Source organism: Pseudomonas sp. MPFS (genome assembly GCF_022537035.1).
GTDB classification, from domain to species: Bacteria; Pseudomonadota; Gammaproteobacteria; order Pseudomonadales; family Pseudomonadaceae; genus Aquipseudomonas; species Aquipseudomonas sessilinigenes.
Window position 1 is genome coordinate 3,396,073 of the sequence record NZ_CP066123.1, and the last position, 26,146, is coordinate 3,422,218.

At 64.9% G+C, this 26,146-nt stretch carries 2 protein-coding genes (1 of these 2 cut by a window edge); both read left to right on the top strand.

Annotation, left to right across the window (positions count from 1 at the left end; translation table 11 throughout):
* Nucleotides 1–6,709, top strand: partial view of a non-ribosomal peptide synthetase gene (locus I9018_RS15730; RefSeq protein ID WP_241110050.1) — the final stretch only. It extends 12,533 nt beyond the left edge of the window; the window shows 6,709 of its 19,242 coding nt (coding positions 12,534–19,242); its start codon lies beyond the left edge, outside the window; the stop codon is at nucleotides 6,707–6,709.
* The gene (locus tag I9018_RS15735) at nucleotides 6,706–26,103 is read left to right on the top strand and encodes a non-ribosomal peptide synthetase (protein ID WP_277398108.1); all 19,398 of its coding nucleotides are present in this window, start codon (nucleotides 6,706–6,708) and stop codon (nucleotides 26,101–26,103) included. Before I9018_RS15730 ends, I9018_RS15735 begins: the two co-directional genes overlap by 4 nt.
* Nucleotides 26,104–26,146 lie beyond the last annotated feature (43 nt).

The following is a 26,146-nucleotide window of genomic DNA, read 5'->3' on the forward strand; positions in this document are numbered from 1 at the left end:
CAACGGCAAGCTCGACCGCAAGGCCTTGCCGGAGCCGGATCAATCGGCCGTGCTCAGCCAGGCTTATCAGGCGCCTGAAGGCGAGGTGGAAGTCGCCCTGGCTGCGCTGTGGGCCGAGGTGCTTCAGGTCGAGCGTGTCGGTCGCCATGACAACTTCTTTGAGCTGGGCGGGCACTCCTTGCTGGCCGTCAACCTGATCGGGCGCATGCGCCAGGCCGGGTTGAAAGCCGACGTGCGCAACCTGTTCAGCCAACCGACACTGGCGGGCCTGGCGAGGGAGCTGGGCAACGCCGATGAAGTACAGGTACCGGCCAACCTGATCAGTGCTGACTGCACCCGGATCACCCCCGCCCATTTACCGTTGGCGAACCTTGACCAGGCGAGCATCAACCGGATTGTCGCCACCGTGCCGGGCGGCGTGGCCAATGTGCAGGATATCTACGCACTGGCGCCGTTGCAGGAAGGCATCCTTTATCACCACCTGAGTGCTGCGCAAGGCGACCCCTACCTGTTGCAGGCGCGTTTCAGCTTTGCCGATAAAGGCCGTCTGGATGCGTTTGCCCAAGCGTTGCAGGCGGTGGTGGACCGTCACGATATCCTGCGTACCAGCATCGTCTGGGAAGGCCTGGACACGCCGATGCAAGTGGTGTGGCGCAGCGCCAGGCTGGCGGTGCGGGCCATTGCCCTGAATGTGGCCGACGGGGATGTGCTGAGCCAGCTGCACGAGCGCTTTGATGCCCGGCGCACGCGTCTGGATGTGAGCCAGGCGCCACTGATGCAACTGGTTTACGCCCAAGACCCGGCGAACCAGCGGATCGCAGCGATCTTGCTGTTCCATCACCTGGCCCTGGACCACACGGCCATGGACGTGGTGCGCCACGAGGTGCAGGCGAGCCTGTCGGGCAGCCAGCAAACCCTCGGCGAGCCGGTGCCCTATCGCAACTATGTGGCCCAGGCGCGCCTGGGCGTCAGCGAGCAGGCCCATGAAGCGTTCTTCCGCGAACAACTGGCCGATATCGACGCACCGACGTTGCCCTTCGGCCTGCAAGACGTACAGAGCGACGCCGGCGGCATCGAAGAACACTCGCTGGCGGTAGATGCCGCATTGGCCCTGCGCCTGCGGGCGCAGTCACGGCAACTGGGGGTCAGCGCCGCGAGCCTGTTCCATCTGGCATGGGCGCAAGTGCTGGCGGCCGTCTCGGGCCAGGACACGGTGGTCTTCGGCACCGTGCTGATGGGCCGCATGCAAGGCGGCGCGGGCAGCGAGCGTGCCCTGGGCATGTTCATCAACACCTTGCCGCTGCGTATCGACCTTGCCGGGCAAGGTGCGCGCGCCAGTGTGCGAGCCACTCACTCACGCCTGAGCGCGTTGCTGGGGCATGAGCATGCCTCACTGGCGCTGGCCCAGCGTTGCAGCGGGGTGGCGGCGCCCGCGCCGTTGTTCAGTGCGCTGCTCAACTACCGGCATAGCCAGCCGACCGACACACAAAACCTGGAAGGCTGGCACGGTATCGAGGTGCTCGGCGGCGAGGAGCGCACCAACTATCCGCTGGCATTGAACGTTGATGAGTTGGGCGATGCTTTCAGCCTCAACGTACTGACGCAGGCGTCTGTGGGCGCGCAGCGTGTTTGCCGGTTCATGCACAACGCGCTGGAGCAACTGGTGCTGACGCTGGAGCAGGCCCCGGATGCGCCGATCGACGGTTTGAGCATCCTGCCGACGGCAGAGCGTGATCAGGTGTTGCTGGCATTCAATGCCACCGCGACGGACTTCCCATCGACTCAGACCGTGCATGGCGTGTTTGAAGCTCAAGTGGTTGCGCGTGCGCACGCCGTGGCGGCGGTGCAGGGCGCGGTTTCAATGAGCTACACGCAACTGAACGCGCGGGCCAACCAACTGGCCCACCACCTGCTGGGCCTCGGCGCAGCGCCGGGTGAGCGGGTGGCGATCCTGCTGGAGCGCTCCCTGGATTTGCTGGTGGCGCAGTTGGCAATCAGCAAGTGCGCGGCGGTATATGTACCGCTGGACGTTAATGCTCCGGCAGATCGCCAAGCCTTCATGATCGAAGACAGCGGCGCCCGCTGGGTGTTGACCACCAGCGCGACCGAGGTGGCTGGCCACCGTCTGGACCTGGATACCCTTGATCTCGGCGAGCAGCCGGAACACAACCCGGCCCTGGAGCAGTCATCGGAAACCGCGGCCTACATCATGTACACCTCCGGTTCTACCGGTACACCGAAGGGCGTGCTGGTGCCACACCGGGCGATCACGCGACTGGTGATCAACAACGGTTATGCCGAGTTCAACCCGCAGGACCGCGTGGCCTTCGCCTCCAACCCGGCGTTCGACGCCAGTACCCTCGACGTGTGGGCACCGTTGCTCAATGGCGGTGCGGTAGTGGTGGTTGACCAGGACACGCTGTTGTCCCGTGAGGCCTTTGCGACCTTGCTGCAAGAGCAGTCAATCAGCGTGCTGTGGATGACCGCCGGTTTGTTCCATCAGTACGCCGAGGGCCTGTTGCCGGTATTCCCGCAACTGCGCTACCTGATTGTCGGCGGCGATGTGCTGGACCCAAGCGTGATCGCCCGCGTACTCAAGGACGGCGCGCCGCAGCACTTGCTCAACGGCTATGGCCCGACCGAAGCCACCACCTTCTCGACCACCCATGAGATCACCCGGGCGGATGAGGGCAGCATTCCGATTGGCAAACCAGTCGGCAACAGCCGCGCCTACGTGCTCGATGCCCGTCAGCAGCCGGTGCCGGTGGGGGTTGCCGGCGAGCTGTACATCGGCGGACAGGGTGTGGCCCTGGGTTATCTGAACCGTGCTGACCTTACGGCCCACGCGTTCCTGGTCGACCCGTTCAACGACGGCGGCCTGATGTACCGCACCGGTGACCTGGTGGCCTGGCGTGGCGACGGTACCTTGCAGTACCTGGGGCGTAACGACCAGCAGGTGAAGATTCGCGGCTTCCGTATCGAACTGGGCGAGATCGAAACGCGCCTGGGCGAACACCCCCAGGTCAAGGACGTGGTGGTGTTGGCTCGTCAGGATGAGCCAGGGCACAAGCGCCTGGTGGCCTACTTCACTGAACGCAGCCGAGTGGAAATCGAAGCGCTGCGCGACCATTTGCACGACCAGCTGCCGGACTACATGGTCCCGGCCGCCTACGTACGTCTGGACAGCCTGCCGCTGACCAACAACGGCAAAGTCGACCGCAAGGCTTTGCCGGTACCCGATCAGGACGCGTTGCTCAGCCGTGGCTACGAGGCGCCCCAGGGGGAAATCGAAACCCTGTTGGCACAGATCTGGGCCGATGTGCTCAAGGTCGAGCAAGTAGGGCGCCACGACAACTTCTTCGAACTGGGTGGCCACTCGTTGCTGGCGGTGAGCCTGATCGAACGGATGCGCCAGGCCAGCCTGAGCGCCGATGTACGGGTCTTGTTCAGCCAGCCGACACTCGCCGCGCTGGCGGCTGCGGTTGGCAGCGGACGCGAGGTGGCCGTGCCGGCCAACCTGATTACTCCGGATTGCACCCGCATCACCCCGCAGTTGTTGCCGTTGATCAACCTTGATCAACCGAGCATCGACCGCATCGTCGCCACGGTACCGGGCGGCGTGGCCAACGTGCAGGATATCTACGCGCTGGCGCCCTTGCAGGAGGGCATTCTCTACCACCACATCACCGCCGAGCAGGGCGACCCGTACCTGCTGCAATCGCAAATGGCATTTGACAGCGTCGAACGTCTGCAACGTTTTGCCCAGGCCTTGCAGGGCGTGATCGACCGGCACGACATTCTGCGCACCGCGATTGCCTGGGAGGATCTCGGCACCCCGGCGCAAGTGGTGTGGCGCAACGCCCGGTTGCCACTGCAAGAGGTGATCCTCGACCCGGCTGACGGCGACGTGCTGAGCCAACTGCACGCGCGTTTTGATGCCCGTCATTACCGCGTTGATGTCAGCCAGGCGCCGTTGCTGCGCCTGGCCTACGCCCGGGATGAGCACAACGGGCGCACGGTGGCGGTGCTGTTGTTCCACCACATGGCGCTGGATCACACGGCACTGGAGGTGGTCAGCCGCGAAATCGCTGCCAGCCTGGCCGGATCAACCGCCGCACCGGCACCGGCCATGCCGTATCGCAACTATGTGGCCCAGGTGCGCCTGGGCACGGATGAGCAGGAGCACGAGGCGTTCTTCCGCGAGATGCTCGGCGATATCGATGAGCCGACCCTGCCGTTCGGCCTGCAGGACGTACAAGGCGACGGTCATGCCGTCAGGGAAACCGGGCAAGACGTGCCCGCCGCCCTGAACCTGCGCCTGCGCGCCGCCGCACGGACGCTGGGCGTCAGCGTCGCCAGCCTGTTCCACCTGGCTTATGCACGGGTCTTGAGTGCTGCCTCGGGCAAACCGGATGTGGTGTTCGGCACCGTGCTGATGGGGCGCATGCAGGGTGGCGACGGCGCCGACCGTGCGTTGGGCATGTTCATCAACACCTTGCCGTTGCGGGTGAGCCTCGATCACCAGGACGTACGTGCCGGGGTGCGTTCCACTCACGCCCGCTTGTCGGCGCTGCTGGGGCACGAGCACGCCTCGCTGGCACTGGCCCAGCGTTGCAGCGGCGTAGTGGCGCCTTCACCGTTGTTCAGTGCGATGCTCAACTACCGTCACAGCGCCAGCGATGGCGTCATGCACGAAACCCGTGACGCCTGGGTGGGGATCGAAACCCTGGCCGGGGAAGAGCGCACCAACTATCCATTGGCCTTGAGCGTGGACGACAGGGGTGATGGTTTCCGGCTGACGGCGCAGGTGTGTGGTGCGGATCCGGAGCGGGTCGTGGCTTACATGCAGGCGGCGTTGTGCAGCCTGGTGGATGCGTTGGAAACGGCGCCGGGTACGACCTTGCCGCAGCTGTCGGTATTGCCTGCTGCCGAGCGCGAGAGCCTGCTCGGGTTTAACGCCACCGACGCCGATTACCCACGCGATACCACCGTGGTGCAGATGATCGAGGCCCAGGCCGCTCGGGCCCCGGCGGCGATTGCGGTGGTGCTGGGCGACCAGCAGTTGAGCTACCGCGACCTGAACGAGCAGGCCAACCGCGTCGCCCATTATTTGCGCAGCCTTGGCGCAGGCGCCGATAGCTGCGTGGCGATTTGCATGCCACGCAGCCTGGAGCTGATTGTCGGCTTGCTGGGCATCCTCAAATCCGGCGCTGCCTATGTGCCGCTGGACCCCGAATACCCGGCGCAACGCCTGGCGTTCGCCCTGCAGGACAGCCAGCCGCTGGCAGTGCTGGTGCAGGACGCCAGCCGTGGCGCGCTGGGCGATACGGCCATGCCGCTGATTGACCTGGCGGATGCCGCTTTGGCAGGGCAGCCGCTCGACAATCCGCCCGCCCTGGCCACGGCCCATGACCTGGCCTATGTGATCTTCACCTCAGGCTCTACCGGCCGTCCCAAGGGCGTGATGGTGGAACACGGCTCGCTGGTCAACCACATCAGCTGGCAAACCCACGCCTTTGGCTTCGATAGTACAGACCGGTTCCTGCAGCGGACCTCGGTGGCGTTCGACGCGTCGGTCTGGGAAATCTGGACGCCGTTGGCCATTGGCGCGCGGCTGGTCTTGCTGCCGGCTGAAGCTTCGCGGGATGTCGAGCAGATGGCGCATACGTTGGTGGAGCAGGGCGTGAGTGTTGCCCAGTTCGTGCCGAGCCTGTTACGCCTGCTGGTGCAATTGCCCGAGACGGGCGTGCGCTGCCGCTACCTGTTCAGCGGCGGTGAAGCCCTTGACCCGCAGTTGGCCATGCAGGCCCGTGCACTGACCACCCACGGCATCGTCAACCTGTACGGGCCGACGGAAGCGACCATCGACAGCACGTCCTGGACCTTCAATGACCCAGGCCCGCTCGATGCGGTGCCAATCGGCAAACCCATCGCCAACGCCCGCGCCTATGTCCTCGATGCGCACCTGCAGCTGCTGCCGCTGGGGGTTGCCGGTGAGCTGTACATCGGTGGTGCCGGGGTGGCTCGCGGCTACCTGGGGCGTGATGACCTGACCGCCGAACGCTTCCTGGATGATCCGTTCAACCCGGGCGGGCGCTTGTACAAAACCGGCGACCTGGTGCGTTACCTGGCCGACGGCACGCTGGAATACCTGGGCCGTAACGACGACCAGATCAAGCTGCGCGGCTTGCGCATCGAACTGGGTGAAATCGAGGCGTGCCTGGTCGCCCACGCCCAGGTGGACGAAGCGGTGGTGCTGGTGCGCAACGAGCGTCTGATCGCTTATTGCCGTGCGCCGTCGAACCTGGACATCCAGGCCTTGCGAGCGCAGGTCCAAGCGCAATTGCCGAGCTACATGGTGCCCCAGGCGTATGTGCTGCTGGACGCGCTACCCCTGAGCCCCAACGGCAAGGTGGATCGCCAGGCGCTGCCGGACCCGGACAGCACGTCGGTGCTGGTGCGCGAGTACGAGGCACCGGTGGGCGAGACGGAAATCGCCCTGGCACGGCTCTGGTGCGAATTGCTCGAGGTGGAGCAAGTCGGTCGTCACGACAACTTCTTTGAACTGGGCGGCCACTCACTGCTGGCTGTCAGCCTGATCGGGCGGTTACGCCAGGATGGCATCGATGCGAACGTCAAGGCGCTGTTCGAGCAACCCACGCTCTGGGAATACGCCGAAATTACCGAAAGAATGGAGATGGTCCTGTGAGTGTTCTCGAACTGTTGGCGACATTAAAAGAAAAAGACGTTCAGCTCTCCGTCAAGGGTGACCAGCTCGTCGTACAGGGCAACAAGCAGGCACTGAAGGAGCCGAGTGTGCTCGCCTCGCTGCGTGAGCATAAGGCGGCGCTGATCGCCTTGATCAATGCCGGGCAGTACACGGCACAGCGCGCCGGGCAGGTGGACATTCCGGCCAACCGCATCGTCGCCGGTTGCACGCGGATCACGCCGGACATGCTGACGCTGACCACACTCGACCAGGCGGCCATCGACCTTATCGTCGCGAACATTCCCGGCGGGGCCGCCAACATCCAGGACATCTACCCGCTGGCGCCGCTGCAATCGGGGATTCTGTTCCACCACCTGTCGGCGCAGCAGGGCGATCCCTACGTGCTGCAATGCGTCATCGGCATGGATAACCGCCAGTGCCTGGACGATTTCAGCCAGGCCCTGCAATGCGTGATTGACCGGCATGACAGCTTTCGGACCGCCGTCATCTGGGACGGGCTCGACGAGCCCCACCAAGTCGTGCTGCGCCAGGCCCAGTTGCAGGTTGAAGAGCTCGTGCTGGACCCGGCTGACGGTGATATTCGCCAGCAACTGGAGCAGCGTTTCGACACCCGGCACTTTCGCCTCGACATCAGCCAGGCACCGCTGATCCGCATCGCCTATGCCCATGACCCACAGAATGGGCGTTGGCTGGCCTTGCTGATGTTGCATCACATCATCTCCGACCATGCCGCGCTGGCCGTGGTGCAGCATGAAATCCAGCAATACCTGCTGGGCCACGCCGCGCAACTGGGCAAACCGGTGCCGTACCGCAATTACGTGGCGCAGGCGCGCCTGGGCGTAACTGAACAACAGCACGAAGCGTTCTTTCGCGACATGCTCGGCGAGGTGGACGAGCCGACACTGCCGTTCGGCCTGGCAGATGTGCAGGGCGATGGCAATGCCCTGGAGGAGGCCGTGTTGGCCGTCGCGCCGACGTTGGGCCTGCGCCTGCGTGCACAGGCCCGTCAGCAGGGCGTGAGTACCGCGAGCCTGTGCCACCTGGCCTGGGCGCAAGTGCTGGCGGCCGTCACCGGCAAACAGCGCGTGGTGTTCGGCACGGTGTTCCTGGGGCGCATGGAGGCAGGCGAGGGCGCCGAGCACGCGCTGGGCATGCTCATCAATACCTTGCCGCTGCGGGTGGATATCGCTGAACAAGGCGCCCAGGCGGCGCTCAAGGCCACCCATGCACGGCTGACCGCATTGCTCGGTCACGAGCATGCACCGTTGGTGCTGGCGCAACGCTGCAGTGGCGTGGCCGCACCGCAACCCTTGTTCAGTGCCTTGCTCAACTACCGTCACAGTACGGTGGCCCACACCAGTGACGAGGCCGAAAAGGCCTGGCGCGGCATCGAATTCTTCCATACCGAAGAACGCACCAACTACCCGCTGACCCTAAGCGTCGATGAGTACAGCGACGGTTTTTCCTTTACCGTTCAGGCCTTGCCGGTGCTGGGCGCACAACGCTTCTGCGGCTACATGCATACCGCCCTGGACCATCTGATCCAGGCGCTGGAGCAAAACCCGCAGGCTCCCGTCAACCTGCTGTCGGTGTTGCCGGATGCCGAGCGCCAACAGGTGCTGGCAGGTTTCAACCAGACCCATGCCGACTACCCACGCGGTTTGACCATTCACCAGCGTATCGAACAGCAGGCAGAACGCAGCCCCGAGGCGCCCGCGGTGGTGTACGAGGGCCAGACGCTGAGCTATGCCGAACTGAACCGGCAAGCCAACCACCTGGCTTATCGCCTGATCGAACTGGGCGTGCAGCCGGACGATCGCGTGGCGATCTGTGCGCGTCGCAGCCTGGAAACCCTGGTGGGTCTGGTCGCCATCCTCAAGGCCGGCGCGGCCTACGTACCCGTCGACCCGGCCCATCCACCGGACCGCATCGGCTACTTGCTCGAAGACAGCGCTCCGGTGGTGGTGCTGGTGCAACCGGGGCTGACCGGGCGCTTGCCTGCGATGAGCGTACCGGTACTCGAACTTGACCGCCTGTTGCTGGCAGGCCCCGCGCGCGCCAACCCACAGATTGCCGGCCTGACCCCGGCACACCTGGCGTATGTGATCTACACCTCCGGTTCCACGGGTTTGCCCAAGGGCGTGATGGTTGAGCACCAGACCCTCGACAACCTGGTGAACTGGCATTGCGAGGCCTTCAACCTCAACGCCGGCAGCCACACGTCCAGCGTCGCCGGATTTGGTTTTGACGCGATGGCCTGGGAAGTCTGGCCGGCGCTGTGCGTGGGCGCCACCTTGCATCTGCCACCAGCGGCGCAGGGCAACGAAGACATCGATGCGCTGCTCACCTGGTGGCTGGCCCAGCCGCTGGACGTCAGTTTCCTGCCTACGCCGGTGGCTGAATACGCCTTCAGCCAGAACCTGCAACACCCGACCCTCAAGACCCTGTTGATCGGCGGCGACCGCCTGCGCCAGTTCACCCAGGCGCAGCGCTTCACCCTGGTCAACAACTACGGCCCGACCGAAGCGACGATTGTAGCGACCTCCGGCGTGATCGAAGCCGGGCAGCCCCTGCACATCGGCAAGCCGGTGGCCAATGCCCAGGTGTACGTGCTCGACGCACAACTCAAGCCGGTGCCGCTGGGCGTCGCCGGTGAGCTCTATGTGGGCGGTGCCGGGGTGGCCCGCGGTTACCTGAACCGTGCGCAAATGACCGCCGAACGCTTTCTGAAAGACCCCTTCAGCGCCGACCCGCAGGCGCGCATGTACCGCACCGGCGACCTGGTGCGCTGGTTGGCTGACGGCCGCCTTGACTACCTGGGGCGTAACGACGACCAAGTGAAAATCCGCGGTGTGCGGATCGAACTCGGCGAAATCGAGACCTGCCTGGGCGGACATCCCGATGTGCGCGAGGCTGTGGTGATTGCCCGCGACGGACGTCTGATCGCGTACTTCACCGCGCGTCAGGCGCTGGATATCGAGCAGCTGCGCCGCTACCTGCAAGCCCAATTGCCGGACGCGATGGTCCCGGCGGCCTACATGCACCTGGACAACCTGCCGCTGACGGCCAACGGCAAGCTGGACCGCAAGGCGCTGCCGGAACCGGATCAAAGCGCACAACTGAGCCGTGACTACGTGGCGCCGGTGGGTGAGGTGGAAGTCGCACTCGCACAGATTTGGGCCGAAGTGCTCAAGGTCGAGCGCGTGGGCCGCCATGATCATTTCTTCGAACTTGGCGGGCATTCGTTGCTCGCGGTCGGCCTGATCAGCCGCATGCGCCAGGCGGGCTTGCAGGCCGACGTGCGCGTGCTGTTCAACCAGCCAACCCTGGCAGCATTGGCCGCTGCCGTTGGCCACAGCCGTGAAGTGACGGTCGAGCCCAACCGCATTCAGCCCGGGTGCACGCGCATTACCCCGGACCTGCTGACACTGGTCAGCCTCGACCAGGCCAGCCTTGACCGGATTGTCGACAGCGTACCGGGTGGCGCCTCCAACGTGCAGGACATCTACCCGCTGGCCCCGCTGCAGGAAGGCATTCTGTACCATCACCTCAGCGCCGAGCAGGGTGATCCGTACCTGCTGCAGGCGCGCTTCAGCTTTGCCGACATGCAGCGTTTGCAGGCATTTACCCAGGCGCTGCAGCGCGTGATCGATCGACACGACATCCTGCGCACCGCGATTGTGCTCGAAGGCCTGCCGGCCCCGGTACAAGTGGTGTGGCGCAAGGCTGAGTTGGATGTGCAAGAGGTGCCGCTGGAAGAGACAGGCGACGATGTGATGGCCCAGCTTGAGCAACGGTTTGGGGCCCGCCAACATCGTCTCGACCTGGCCAGCGCGCCGCTCATGCAACTGGTGTATGCCCAGGACCCGGCCCGGCAGCGTGTGGCGGCGATTCTGCTGTTCCACCACATCGCCCTGGACCATACCGCGCTGGAGGTGGTCAGCCAGGAAATGCAGGCCTACCTGGTGGACCCGGCTGTGCAACTGGCCGAACCGGTGCCTTATCGCAATTACGTGGCCCAGGCGCGCCTGGGTGTCAGCGAGCAGGAGCATGAGGCGTTCTTTCGCGAGCTGCTCGGGGATATCGATACCCCGACCTTGCCCTTCGGCCTGCAAGATGTGCAAGGCGATGCCCAACATATCGAAGAAGCGCACCTGGTGGTCGATGCCGAACTCGATCGGCGCCTGCGTGGCCAGTTGCGTCAGCTTGGCGTCAGTGCCGCCAGCCTGTTTCACCTGGCCTGGGCACAGGTGCTCGCGGCCGCGACCGGCCAGCAGAACGTGGTGTTCGGCACCGTCCTGATGGGCCGAATGCTCGGCGGTGAAGGCGCGGAACGGGCATTGGGCATGTTTATCAATACCTTGCCCCTGCGTCTTGATATCGACCACCGCGATGCCCGTGCCGGCGTGCGCCAGGCCCATGTGCGCCTCAGCGCGTTGCTGGGGCATGAACACGCGTCGCTGGCCTTGGCGCAACGCTGCAGCCAGGTGACCGCGCCCTTGCCGTTGTTCAGTGCATTGCTGAACTACCGGCACAGCGCCGTGGCCGAGGGCTCCGAGCAAGTCCAGCAAGCCTGGCAGGGTATGGAAGGGCTCGGCGGTGAGGAGCGCACCAACTACCCGCTGACCTTGAACGTGGACGAGTGGGGTGACGGTTTCAGCTTGACCGTACTGACTCTGGCTCAGATCGGCGCGCAACGGGTGTGCGGCTTTGTACACCAGGCGCTGGAGCAGTTGGTGCAGGCGCTGGAGCAGTCATCGACCACGGCGCTGCAGGCCCTGGCGATATTGCCGGCGACTGAACGCGAACAGGTGCTGCAGACCTTTAACTCCACCACACGGGCGTATCCTGCCGCGCTGACGGTGCACGGGGTTTTCGAAGCGCTCGTGGCCACGCAGCCTCAGGCACTGGCCGCAGTGCAGGATGGGCAGCGACTGACCTATGGTGAACTGAACAACCGCGCCAACCGCCTGGCCCACCACCTGCTGGGCCTCGGCGCAGCGCCGGGTGAGCGGGTGGCAATCCTGCTGGAGCGTTCCCTGGATTTGCTGGTGGCGCAGTTGGCGATCAGCAAGTGCGCAGCGGTATATGTACCGCTGGACGTGAACGCCCCGGCAGATCGCCAAGCCTTCATGATTGAAGACAGCGGCGCCCGCTGGGTGCTGACCACCAGCGCGACCGAGGTGGCTGGCCATCGTCTGGACCTGGACCGCCTCGACCTGAGCGCGGAATCCGAGCACAACCCGAGCCTGGAACAGTCGTCGGAAACTGCGGCGTACATCATGTACACCTCCGGTTCCACCGGCACTCCGAAAGGCGTGCTGGTGCCGCACCGGGCGATCACGCGGCTGGTGATCAACAACGGTTATGCCGAATTCAACCCGCAGGACCGCGTGGCCTTCGCTTCCAACCCGGCTTTCGATGCCAGTACCCTCGACGTGTGGGCACCGTTGCTCAACGGCGGTGCGGTAGTGGTGGTCGATCAGGACACGTTGTTGTCACGCGATGCCTTCGCCACCTTGCTGCAAGAGCAGTCAATCAGTGTGCTGTGGATGACTGCCGGGCTGTTCCATCAGTACGCCGAAGGTTTGCTGCCGGTATTCCCGCAACTGCGTTACCTGATTGTCGGCGGTGATGTGCTTGACCCAAGCGTGATCGCCCGCGTACTCAAGGACGGGGCGCCGCAGCACTTGCTCAACGGCTACGGCCCCACCGAAGCCACTACCTTCTCGACCACTTATGAAATTCAGCGTGCGGACGAGGGCAGCATTCCCATCGGCAAGCCGGTCGGCAACAGCCGCGCCTATGTGCTGGATGCCCGTCAGCAGCCGGTGCCAGTAGGTGTCGCCGGCGAGTTGTACATTGGCGGCCAGGGCGTGGCCCTGGGTTATCTGAACCGTACCGACCTTACGGCCCATGCGTTCCTGGTCGACCCGTTCAACGACGGCGGCCTGATGTACCGCACCGGCGACCTGGTGGCCTGGCGTGCCGACGGTACCTTGCAATACCTGGGGCGTAACGACCAGCAGGTGAAGATCCGTGGTTTCCGTATCGAACTGGGTGAGATCGAAGCGCGCCTGGGCGAACACCCCCAGGTCAAGGACGTGGTGGTGTTGGCTCGTCAGGATGAGCCGGGGCACAAGCGCCTGGTGGCTTATTTCACCGAACGCGAAACCATCAACATCGAAACCCTGCGCGACTATCTGCATGACCAGTTGCCGGACTATATGGTCCCGGCCGCGTATGTGCGTCTGGACAGCCTGCCGCTGACCAACAACGGCAAAGTCGACCGCAAGGCCTTGCCGGCGCCGGATCAGGACGCACTGCTCAGCCGTGGCTACGAAGCGCCCCAAGGCGAAATCGAAACCCTGCTGGCGCAGATCTGGGCCGATGTGCTCAAGGTCGAGCAAGTAGGGCGCCACGACAATTTCTTCGAACTCGGTGGCCACTCGTTATTGGCGGTGAGCCTGATCGAGCGGATGCGTCAGGTCGAGCTCAGCGCCGATGTGCGCGTGTTGTTCCGCCAGCCAACCCTGGCCGCGCTGGCGGCTGCGGTTGGCAGCGGACGCGAGGTGGCCGTACCGGCCAACCTGATTACCCCTGACTGCGAACGCATCACCCCGGCACTGTTACCGCTGGCCCAACTGAGCCAGGCCGGCATCGACCGCATTGTCGCCTCGGTACCGGGCGGCGTGGCCAATGTGCAGGATATTTATCCCTTGGCGCCGTTGCAGGAAGGGGTGCTTTACCACCATATCCGTACCGACGAAGGCGACCCTTACCTGCTGCAATCAAGCTACGGCTTCGACAACCTTGAGCGTTTCCAGGTCTTCGCCGATGTGCTGCAAGCGGTCATCGACCGGCATGACATCCTGCGTACCGGTCTGGTCTGGGAAGGTCTGGAAAGCCCGATGCAAGTGGTGTGGCGCAAGGCCCGACTGGTGGTGCAGGAGGTCGTATGCGACCCAGCGGCAGGTGACGTGCTGGCGCAACTGCGCGAGCGTTTCGACGCCCGTCACTATCGCCTCGACCTGACTCAGGCCCCCTTGATGCGCATGGTCTACGCCCAGGACCCGGCCAACCGGCGCATCGTCGCGGTGCTGATGTTCCATCACCTGGTCATGGACCACACCGCGCTCGATACCGTGCAGCAGGAAATGCGCAAGATCCTGCTGGGCCACGGCGAGGCGCTGGGGCATGCCGTGCCTTACCGCAATTATGTGGCGCAGGCCCGGCTGGGCAGCAGCGAAGCGGAGCACGAGGCGTTTTTCCGCGAGATGCTCGGCACCCTCGATGAGCCCACCTTGCCGTTCGGCCTGCAGGATGTGCAGGGCGAAGGTCACGGTGTGGGCGAGGCCACGCACTTGCTGGACGTCGACCTCAGCCTGCGGCTGCGTGAGCAGGCGCGTCAGGCCGGCGTGAGTGCCGCCAGTTTGTTCCACCTGGCCTGGGCCCGTGTATTGGGCACGCTGTCGGGTCGTCAGAATGTGGTGTTCGGCACCGTGCTGCTGGGGCGCATGCAAGGCGGCGAGGGGGCGGACCGGGCGCTGGGGATGTTTATCAATACCTTGCCGCTGCGCGTGGACGTGGCACAGGTCAGCGTGCAGGGGGCGGTCAAGTCCACCCATGCGCGGCTCACGGCATTGCTGGGGCATGAACATGCCTCACTGGCCCTGGCCCAGCGTTGCAGCGGAGTCGCGGCCACCACGCCGTTGTTCAATGCCTTGCTCAACTACCGCCACAGTGCCGGGGTCGAAGACGCGGTGGAGATGGACCAGGCGTGGCACGGCATGTACCTGCTGCACGCCGAAGAACGCACCAACTACCCCATCACCCTGAGCGTCGATGACCTGGGCGAGCAGTTCAATCTCAGCGCGCTGGTGGTCTCGCCGATTGAGGCGCGCCGCATTTGTGACTACCTGCTGACCGCCGTCACGCACTTGGTGCAGGCACTGGAGCAGACGCCGCAGCTGCCGTTGGAGCACGTCACGGTGTTGCCGGAGGAAGAAGCGCGGCAAGTGCTGCAGGCATTCAACGCCACGGCACGTGCCTATCCCGGCGGGCAGACCGTGCACGACGTGTTCCAGCAGCAGGCAGCGGCAACCCCGCACGCCGTGGCGGCGGTGCAGGGTGCAGTTTCACTGACCTATGGTGAACTGAATGCGCGGGCCAACCAACTGGCCCACCACCTGCTGGAGCTCGGCGCAGCACCGGGTGAGCGGGTGGCGATCCTGCTGGAGCGTTCCCTGGATTTGCTGGTGGCGCAGTTGGCGATCAGCAAGTGCGCGGCGGTGTATGTACCGCTGGATGTGAATGCGCCGACGGATCGCCAAGCCTTCATGATTGAAGACAGCGGCGCCCGCTGGGTGTTGACCACCAGCACAACCGAGGTGGCTGGCCATCGTCTGGACCTGGACAGCCTCGACCTGAGCACGGAATCCGAGCACAACCCGGCCCTGGAGCAGTCATCGGAAACCGCGGCCTACATCATGTACACCTCCGGCTCCACCGGCACGCCGAAAGGCGTGCTGGTGCCGCACCGGGCGATCACACGGTTGGTGATCAACAACGGTTATGCCGAGTTCAACCCGCAGGACCGCGTGGCCTTCGCTTCCAACCCGGCATTCGACGCCAGTACCCTCGATGTATGGGCACCGTTGCTCAACGGCGGCGCAGTGGTGGTGGTTGATCAGGACACGCTGTTGTCCCGTGACGCCTTCGCCGCCTTGCTGCAAGAGCAGTCGATCAGCGTATTGTGGATGACCGCCGGTTTGTTCCACCAATACGCCGAAGGTTTGCTGCCGGTATTCCCGCAACTGCGCTACCTGATTGTCGGCGGTGATGTGCTGGACCCAAGTGTGATTGCGCGCGTGCTTAAGGACGGCGCACCGCAGCACCTGCTGAACGGTTACGGCCCGACCGAAGCCACTACCTTCTCGACCACCTATGAAATTCAACGCGCAGACGAGGGCAGCATTCCCATCGGTAAACCGGTCGGCAACAGCCGGGCCTATGTGCTGGATGCCCGTCAGCAGCCGGTGCCAGTAGGTGTCGCCGGCGAGTTGTACATCGGCGGGCAGGGCGTGGCCCTGGGTTATCTGAACCGTACCGACCTGACGGCCCACGCCTTCCTGGTCGACCCGTTCAACGACGGCGGCCTGATGTACCGCACCGGCGACCTGGTGGCCTGGCGTGGCGATGGCACCCTGCAGTACCTGGGGCGTAACGACCAGCAGGTGAAGATTCGCGGCTTCCGTATCGAACTGGGCGAGATCGAAGCGCGCCTGGGCGAACACCCCCAGGTCAAGGACGTGGTGGTACTGGCCCGTCAGGATGAACCAGGGCACAAGCGCCTGGTGGCCTACTTCACTGAACGCAGCCGAGTGGAAATCGAAGCGCTGCGCGATCATTTGCACGATCAACTGCCGGACTACATGGTTCCGGCCGCCTACGTACGTCTGGACAGCCTGCCGCTGACCAACAACGGCAAAGTCGACCGCAAGGCTTTGCCAGCGCCCGATCAGGACGCACTGCTCAGCCGTGGCTACGAAGCGCCCCAGGGCGAAATCGAAACCCTGTTGGCGCAGATCTGGGCCGATGTGCTCAAGGTTGAGCAAGTCGGGCGCCACGACAACTTCTTCGAACTGGGCGGCCATTCGCTATTGGCGGTCAGCCTGATCGAGCGGATGCGCCAGGTCGAGCTCAGCGCCGATGTGCGGGTCCTGTTCAGCCAGCCGACACTCGCCGCTTTGGCGGCGGCCGTCGATAACGGGCGCATGACCGCGGCACCGGCCAATCGCATCGGCCTGGGCTGTGAGCGCATCACGCCTGACATGCTGCCCTTGGCCAACCTGGACCAGGCGGGCATTGATCGTGTGGTCGCCGGTGTACCGGGCGGCGTGGCCAACGTGCAGGATATCTATGCGCTGGCACCGTTGCAGGAAGGCCTGTTGTATCACCACGTCACCGCCAGCCACGGCGATCCATACCAGCAGCACGCGCTGTTTGCATTTGACAGTCGCGAGCGCCTGGATGCATTTGCCCAGGCCTTGCAGGCAGTGATTGCCCGTCACGATATCCTGCGGACCGCCCTGGTCTGGGACGGCCTGGAAACGCCGGTGCAGGTGGTCTGGCGCGAGGCGCCGCTGGGGCTCACATCATTGAATGTGGATGAAGACGGCGACGTGGCTGCGCAAGTGCGTGAACAACTCGACCCGAGCCGTTTCCCACTGGACCTGCGCCGCGCGCCGATGATGCACCTTGGGGTCGCCCATGACCCCCGCCAGCAACGCTGGATCGGCATGCTGGTCTTCCATCACCTGGTCAATGACGCTGCTTCGCTGGGTGTGCTGACGGCGGAAATCGAAGCGCATATGCTCGACCAGCAGCACCGGTTGCCCGCCAGCGTGCCGTATCGCAACTACGTGGCGCAAACCCGTCAAGGCAAGGATCGCGCCGCCCATGAAGCGTTTTTCCGCGACATGCTCGGCGACTTTGACCAGCCGACCCTGGCGTTCGGCTTGCTCGACACCATGGACGCCGCGAGCAGCGAGCAAGTGCTCGGCAACGTGCCGGCAGCGCTGGGGCTGCGTATCCGGGCCCAGGCACGTTTGGCCGGGGTGAGTGCGGCCAGCCTGTATCACCTGGCGTGGGCACAAATCCTGGGCGCCGTGTCGGGCCAGGATGACGTGGTGTTCGGCACCGTACTGCTGGGCCGTCTGCAAGCCGGTGAGGGCGCCGACCGGGCCTTGGGCATGTTTATCAACACCTTGCCGTTACGCGTGAAAATGGCCGGCCTGCAGGTCAAGGCAGCACTCAAGCACACCCACGCCGGGTTGTCGGCATTGCTGGCCCATGAGCACGCGCCGTTAAGCCTCGCGCAACGCTGCAGCGCAGTGGCCGCGCCAACGCCGCTGTTCAACAGCCTGCTCAATTACCGCCATATCACGGCCGCTGATGAACACAGCCAACAGGCCTGGGAAGGTATCGTCGGGCTGGAAAGCGACAGCATCGTCAGCTACCCGCTGGTGCTGGAAGTCGATGACCTGGGCAGTGAGTTCCGCCTGACCGCGCGCGCACCGCGGGCAATCGGTGCGCAGCGCCTGCTGGACTACCTGCTGATCAGCCTGGATAACCTGGCCAATGCACTGGAAATGGCGCCTCGCACGGCCTTGCCGCAACTGTCGGTATTGCCCGCCGCCGAGCGCGAGACCCTGCTCGGGTTTAACGCCACCGACGCCGATTACCCGCGCGATACCACCGTGGTGCAGATGATCGAGGCCCAGGCCGCTCGGGACCCGGCGGCGATTGCGGTGGTGCTGGGCGACCAGCAGTTGAGCTACCGCGACCTGAACGAGCAGGCCAACCGCGTCGCCCATTATTTGCGCAGCCTTGGTGCGGGCGCCGATAGCTGCGTGGCGATCTGCATGCCACGCAGCCTGGAGCTGATTGTCGGCTTGTTGGGCATCCTCAAATCCGGCGCCGCTTATGTGCCGCTGGACCCCGAATACCCGGCGCAACGCCTGGCGTTCGCCCTGCAGGATAGCCAGCCGCTGGCAGTGCTGGTGCAGGACTCCAGCCGTGGCGCGCTGGGCGATACGGCCATGCCGCTGATTGACCTGGCGGATGCCGCTTTGGCAGGGCAGCCGCTGGACAATCCACCCGCCCTGGCCAAGGCCCATGACCTGGCCTATGTGATCTTCACCTCAGGCTCCACCGGCCGCCCCAAAGGCGTGATGGTGGAACACGGCTCGCTGGTCAACCACATCAGCTGGCAAACCCATGCCTTTGGTTTTGATGCCACAGACCGCTTCCTGCAACGGACCTCGGTGGCGTTCGACGCGTCGGTCTGGGAAATCTGGACACCGTTGGCCATCGGTGCGCGGCTGGTCTTGCTGCCGGCTGAAGCCTCGCGGGATGTCGAGCACATGGCGCGTACGCTGGTGGAGCAGGGCGTGAGTATTGCCCAGTTCGTGCCGAGCCTGTTGCGCCTGCTGGTGCAATTGCCCGAGACGGGCGTGCGCTGCCGCTACCTGTTCAGCGGCGGTGAAGCCCTTGACCCGCAGTTGGCCATGCAGGCCCGTGCACTGACCACCCACGGCATCGTCAACCTGTACGGGCCGACGGAAGCGACCATCGACAGCACGTCCTGGACCTTCAATGACCCAGGCCCGCTCGATGCGGTGCCAATCGGCAAACCCATCGCCAACGCCCGCGCCTATGTCCTCGATGCGCACCTGCAGCTGCTGCCGCTGGGTGTCGCCGGTGAGCTGTACATCGGTGGTGCCGGGGTGGCTCGCGGTTACCTGGGGCGCGATGACCTGACCGCCGAACGCTTCCTGGCCGACCCGTTCAACCCGGGCGGGCGCTTGTACAAAACCGGCGACCTGGTGCGCTACCTGGCGGACGGCACGCTGGAATACCTGGGCCGTAACGACGATCAGATCAAGCTGCGCGGCTTGCGCATCGAACTGGGTGAAATCGAGGCGTGCCTGGTCGCCCATGCCGAGGTGCAGGAGGCCGTGGTGCTGGTGCGCAACGAGCGCCTGATCGCTTATTGCCGCGCGCCGTCGAGCCTGGACATCCAGGCCTTGCGAGCGCAGGTACAAGCACAGTTGCCGAGCTACATGGTGCCCCAGGCGTATGTGCTGCTGGACGCGCTGCCCCTGAGCCCCAACGGCAAGGTGGATCGCCAGGCGCTGCCGGACCCGGACAGCACGTCGGTACTGGTGCGCGAGTACGAGGCACCGGTGGGCGAGACGGAAATCACCCTGGCGCGGCTCTGGTGCGAACTGCTCGAGGTGGAGCAAGTCGGGCGTCACGACCACTTCTTTGAACTGGGCGGCCATTCGCTGTTGATGGTCAACCTGATGGGCCGCATGCGTGAAGCCGGCTTGAAGGCGGACGTGCGCACCTTGTTCAATCAGCCGACCCTGGCGGCGCTGGCCGCATCGGTGGGGGCGAGCGAAGAGCAGGCGGTACCGGCCAACCTGATCCCGGCCGACTGCACCCGCATTACGCCGTCGATGTTGCCGCTGGCCACCCTTGACCAGGCGAGCATCGAGCGCATCGTCGCCACAGTCAGCGGTGGCGCGGCCAACGTGCAGGACATCTACCCGTTGGCACCGTTGCAGGAAGGCATCCTCTATCACCACCTCAGCGCGGTGCACGGCGACCCTTACGTCATGCAATTGCGCTACGCCTTCGAGCACGTCGAGCGCTTGCACGCGTTCAGCGCAGCGCTGCAACAGGTGATCGAACGCCATGACATCCTGCGCACCAGCGTGGTTTGGGAGGGCCTGCAACAACCGATGCAGGTGGTGTGGCGCACTGCGCGGCTGTCGGTGCAGCGTGCGTCGCCGGATATCCGGCAGCCACGCCTGGACCTGACCCAGGCGCCGATGATGCAGCTGCTGTATGCCGAAGAGGCCACCGATGGCCGCGTGGTCGCCACGCTGTTGTTCCATCACATGATCCTCGATCACGTGGCCATGGAGGTGGTGCAGCAGGAAATGCAAGCCTTCCTCATGGGCGAGACGGCACAGCTGCAGGCCCCGGTGCCGTACCGCAACTATGTGGCGCAAACCCGCCTGGGGCAGGGCGAGCAGGCGCACGAGCGGTTCTTCCGCGAACAGCTGGCGGACATTGAGGAGCCAACCCTGGCCTTTGGCCTGCAAGGGATTGCCGATGACGAGCCGGTAGAGGAAGCCTATATGCCGCTTGACGCCGGGCTGAGTCGGCGCCTGCGCGTGCAGACGCGGCAACTGGGCGTCAGCCCCGCCAGCCTGTTCCACCTGGCGTGGGCTCAGGTGCTGGGTGTGGTGTCGAGTACCGAGCGCGTGGTGTTCGGCACGGTGTTGATGGGCCGCATGCAAGGCGGCGAGGGGGCGGAGCGGGCGCTGGGGATGTTTATCAATACCCTGCCGTTGCGTGTCGACCTGGGAGGTATCGGCGTGCAGGCTGCGCTCAAGGCCACCCATGCACGGCTCAACGGCCTGCTGGCCCACGAGCATGCCTCGCTGGCACTGGCGCAACGCTGCAGCAGCGTCGCGCAATCCACGGCGCTGTTCAGTGCCTTGCTCAACTATCGCCACAGCCATGGCGCACCGGTGTCCGGTGCCGAAGCCGAGGCCTGGCAAGGCATGCAACTGTTGCAGGCACAGGAACACAGCAACTACCCGCTGACCTTGAGCGTCAACGATCAAGGCCAAGCGTTCAGCCTCAGCGCGCTGGTGGTGGCCTCGGTGGGCGCGCAGCGCATCTGCGACTATGTCGTGGGTGTGGTCGAGGGCCTGGTACAGGCTCTGGAGCACACGGCGGACACGCCGATGCATCACCTGTCGATCCTGCCGGCTCATGAACGCCAGCAATTGTTGAGCGGTTTCAACGCCACGCAGATCGACTTCCCCGTCGGACACACCCTTCACCAGCGCTTTGAAACCCAGGTCGAGCTGTACCCCCACGCACTGGCCGTGGTGTACCAGGGCCAAAGCCTGACGTACAGCGAGTTGAACCGGCAGGCCAATCAGCTGGCGCACCAGTTGATCGAACTGGGCGTGCAGCCCGACGACCGCGTGGCCATCTGCGCGCGGCGCAGCCTGGAAATGCTGGTCGGGCTGGTAGCGATTCTCAAGGCGGGCGCGTGCTATGTGCCGATCGACCCGGCGCACCCGGCCGAACGCTTGAGTTACCTGCTGGAGGACAGCACACCCGTGGCCGTGCTGATGCAGCCCGCCCTGGCGCAGCGCCTGCCGACCGTGACCGCGCCAGTGCTGGAGCTGGACAGTCGCCTGTGGCAAGGGCCGTCGAAGGGTAACCCGCAGGTCAGCGGGCTCACCCCGGCGCACCTGGCGTACGTGATCTACACCTCCGGATCGACCGGGCTGCCCAAGGGCGTGATGGTTGAGCACCAGACCCTGGAAAACCTGGTGAACTGGCACTGCGACACGTTTGAGCTGCGGCACGGGAGCCACACCTCCAGCGTTGCCGGGTTCGGTTTTGACGCCATGGCTTGGGAAGTCTGGCCAGCCCTGTGCGTGGGCGCCACCCTGCACTTGCCACCGGCCCGGGAGGGCGGCGAAGACATTGATGCGCTGCTCAAGTGGTGGCTGGCGCAGCCGCTGGACGTGAGCTTCCTGCCCACGCCGGTGGCGGAGTACGCCTTCAGCCAGAACCTGCAACACCCGACCCTCAAGACCCTGTTGGTCGGTGGCGACCGCCTGCGTCAGTTCCACACGCCGCAGCGCTTCAAACTGGTCAACAACTATGGCCCGACCGAGGCCACGGTTGTCGCCACCTCCGGTGTGGTCGAGGCCGGCCAGGCGCTGCATATCGGCAGGCCGGTGGCCAACACCCAGGTGTACCTGCTGGACGCGCATCAACAGCCAGTGCCCGTCGGTGTTGCCGGCGAGCTGTACGTGGCCGGGGCCGGGGTGGCGCGCGGTTACCTGAACCGTGCGCAAATGACCGCCGAGCGCTTCCTCAAGGATCCGTTCAGCCACGACCCGCAGGCGCGTATGTACCGCACCGGCGACCTGGCGCGCTGGTTGCCGGATGGCACACTGGATTACCTGGGGCGTAACGATGACCAGGTGAAGATCCGCGGTGTGCGTATCGAGCTGGGCGAAATCGAAACCCGCCTGGGCGAGCATGCCCAGGTTCGCGAAGCCGTGGTACTGGCGCGGGAGGCGCGCCTGGTCGCTTACTTCACCGAGACGCAAGCCGTGTCGATCGAGGACTTGCGCAGTTGGTTGCAGGCGCAATTGCCCGAGTACATGGTGCCGAGCGCCTATGTGCGGCTCGACCATATGCCGCTCACCGCCAATGGCAAGCTCGACCGCCGGGCGCTGCCGGAACCGGGGCTGGATGCGCTGATCAGCCGTGGCTATGAGGCACCTGAAGGGGAAGTGGAAACCACCCTGGCGCAGATCTGGGCCGAAGTGCTCAAGCTGGAGCAGGTGGGGCGTCACGACAACTTCTTCGAACTGGGCGGGCATTCATTGCTGGCGGTGGGCCTGGTGGAACGCATGCGCCAGGCCGGTTTGCAGGCCGATGTACGCGTGCTGTTCAGTCAGCCAACCCTGGCAGCGCTCGCCGCTTCCGTGGGTGCCGGTCACGAAGTGGCGGTGCCGCGCAATCGGATCGAGCCGGATTGCACGCAGATCACCCCGGACCTGCTGCCCCTGGCCACACTGGATCAGGCGAGTATCGAGCGAATTGTCGCCAGTGTCCCGGGCGGCGTGGCCAACGTGCAGGACATCTATGCCCTGGCACCGCTGCAGGAGGGCTTGTTGTACCACCATATCAGCGCCGAACAGGGCGACCCGTACCAGCAACATGCGTTGTTCGCATTCGACAGCCGCCAGCGCCTGGAAGGGTTTGCCCAGGCCCTGCAACGGGTGATCGCGCGCCATGACATCCTGCGTACCAGCCTGTTCTGGGCGCAACTGGAAGCACCGGTGCAAGTGGTCTGGCGCGAGGCTCCGCTGACGGTTGAGGAATTCATCCCGCAAGCGGGCGAGGTGCTGGCGCAACTGCGCGAGCACTTCAGCCTGGGGCGTCACCGCATGGACATCCGCCAGGCACCGATGATGCATCTGGGCTTCGCCCATGATCCGCAGCATCAGCGCTGGATTGGCATGCTCAGCTTCCACCACCTGGTCAATGACGCCACGTCCATGGGCGTGCTGGTGGCGGAAATCGAAGCGCACATGAGTGGTTGTGAGGCGCAACTCGGGGCTTCGGTGCCGTACCGCAACTATGTCGCTCAGGCCATGCAGGGCAAGGACCGCGCGGCCCACGAGGCGTTCTTTACCCAGATGCTCGGCGATGTCGACGAGCCGACGCTGCCGTTTGGCGTGCAACGCATCGACAGCGCGCGGGACCCCAGCGAAGAAGCCGAACACTGGCTGGGCGCGGCGTTCAGCCAGCGCCTGCGCCAGCAGGCGCGGCAACTGGGCGTCAGTGCGGCCAGCCTGTATCACTGGGCATGGGCGCAGGTGGTCGGTGCGGTGTCGTCGCGCGACGACGTGGTGTTCGGCACGGTGTTGCTCGGTCGCTTGCAGGCCGGCGAAGGCGCCGACCGCTCCCTGGGCATGTTCATCAATACGTTGCCGCTGCGTGTGCGCCTGACCGATGACAGTGTGTCGGTGGCCGTCAAGCGTACCCATGCCGCCTTGAGCCAGTTGCTCGCCCATGAGCATGCGTCATTGACCCTGGCTCAACGCTGCAGTGGGGTTGCCGCGCCGGCGCCGTTGTTCAGTGCCTTGCTCAATTACCGTCATGGTTCGGCCAGCGCCAGCGACGCCAGCCGGGCGGCCTGGGAAGGGATCGAAATGATCGGCGGGGAAGGGGTCGACAGCTATCCGTTGATTCTTTCGGTGGACGATGTGGGCGAGGACTTCCGGGTCAATGCCCTGGCGCCGCAGTCGGTCGGTGCACAGCGCGTGCTGGGGTACATGACCACGGTGCTGGGCGATCTGCTCGATGCCCTGGAGCAGGCTCCCCATGCTGCTTTCCAGCACCCGTCGATCCTGCCCGCAGAGGAGCGCAGGCATGTGCTGCACGGATTCAATGCCACCGTACGTGACTATCCGGCGAGCATGCCGGTGCACCAGATGTTCGAGTCGTGGGCACAGGCGCAGCCGCAGGCCGTGGCGGCGGTGCACGGCGAGCAACAGGTGAGCTATGCCGAACTGAACGCCCGTGCTAACCGTCTGGCCCATCACCTGGTCAGCCTGGGAATGCCGGAAGGGTCAAGCGTGGCCGTGCTGCTGGAACGTTCGATTGACCTGCTCGTGAGCCAACTGGCCCTGAGCAAATGCGCGCTGGTGTATGTGCCGCTGGACGTCAATGCACCCGTCGAACGCCAGGCCTTCATGCTCAGCGACAGCCAGGCGACGTTGCTGTTGAGCCACGCCGGGCTGGGCAAGGCGTTGCAGGTGCAGCGGCTCGATCTGGATCAGGCCCACTTGGGCCAACTGCCTGATGACCAGCCGGCGGTGGTGGTCAGCAGCGAGGCGGCGGCGTACATCATGTACACCTCCGGCTCTACCGGTACACCCAAGGGTGTGCGGGTGCCCCATCGAGCCATCACACGACTGGTGATCAATAACGGTTATGCCGATTTCAATCAGCACGACCGCGTGGCGTTCGCGTCCAACCCGGCGTTTGATGCCAGCACCCTGGAAGTCTGGGCGCCGTTGCTCAATGGCGGCGCGGTGGTGGTGATCGACCAGGACACACTGTTGACGCAACATGCGTTTGCCGCCCTGTTGCAGCAGGACGTCAGCGTGGTGTGGATGACTGCCGGGTTGTTCCATCAATACGCCGAGGGTTTGCTGGAGGCCTTTGCGCGCCTGCGCTACCTGATCGTCGGCGGCGATGTGCTGGACCCGAGCGTGATTGCCCGGGTACTCAAAGGCGGTGCTCCTAGGCATCTGCTGAACGGGTATGGCCCGACCGAAGCCACGACCTTCTCGACCACCCATGAGATCACCCGGGCGGATGAGGGCAGCATTCCAATTGGCAAACCGGTCGGCAACAGCCGCGCTTATGTGCTTGATGCGCATCAGCAGCCCGTGCCGGTCGGGGTGACCGGTGAGCTGTACATCGGTGGGCAGGGTGTGGCGCTGGGGTACCTCAACCGGCCTGAATTGACGGCAGAGAAATTCCTCGTCGACCCGTTCAGCGACGGCGGCTTGATGTACCGCACGGGCGACCTGGTGGCCTGGCGCGCCGACGGTACGTTGCAGTATCAGGGGCGCAACGACCAACAGGTGAAGATCCGTGGCTTCCGTATCGAGCTGGGCGAGATCGAAACCCGCTTGGCCGGCTGCCCTGGCGTCAAGGATGCCGTGGTGCTGGCCCGCCAGGACGAGCCAGGGCACAAGCGTCTGGTGGCCTATTTTACCGAACGCGAAAGCCTGGATATCGAGGCTCTGCGCGCCCGCCTGCAGGGGCAGTTGCCGGAGTACATGGTGCCAGCCGCCTATGTACGACTGGACAGCCTGCCGCTGACCGGCAACGGCAAAGTCGACCGTAAGGCCTTGCCGGCGCCGGACCAGGACGCGGTGCTCAGCCGTGCCTACGAGGCGCCCGAGGGGCCGGTGGAAGTGGCATTGGCACAGCTGTGGCAAACGGTGCTCAAGGTTGAACGGGTGGGGCGTCATGACCACTTCTTCGAGCTGGGTGGGCATTCGTTGCTGGCGGTCAGCCTGGTCGAGCAGATGCGCAAGCAAGGGCTGGACGCTGACTTGCGCGTGCTGCTCGCCCAACCGACGCTGGCAGCCATGGCGGCAGCGGTGGGGCAGGTGGAGCACGTGGTGGTGCCGCAATCCAGCGTGCCGACCCTTGAGCGCAAGCGGCGCATTTGACGCGATGCACAACAGCTCCCCTGTGGGAGCTGTTGCGCTTTGG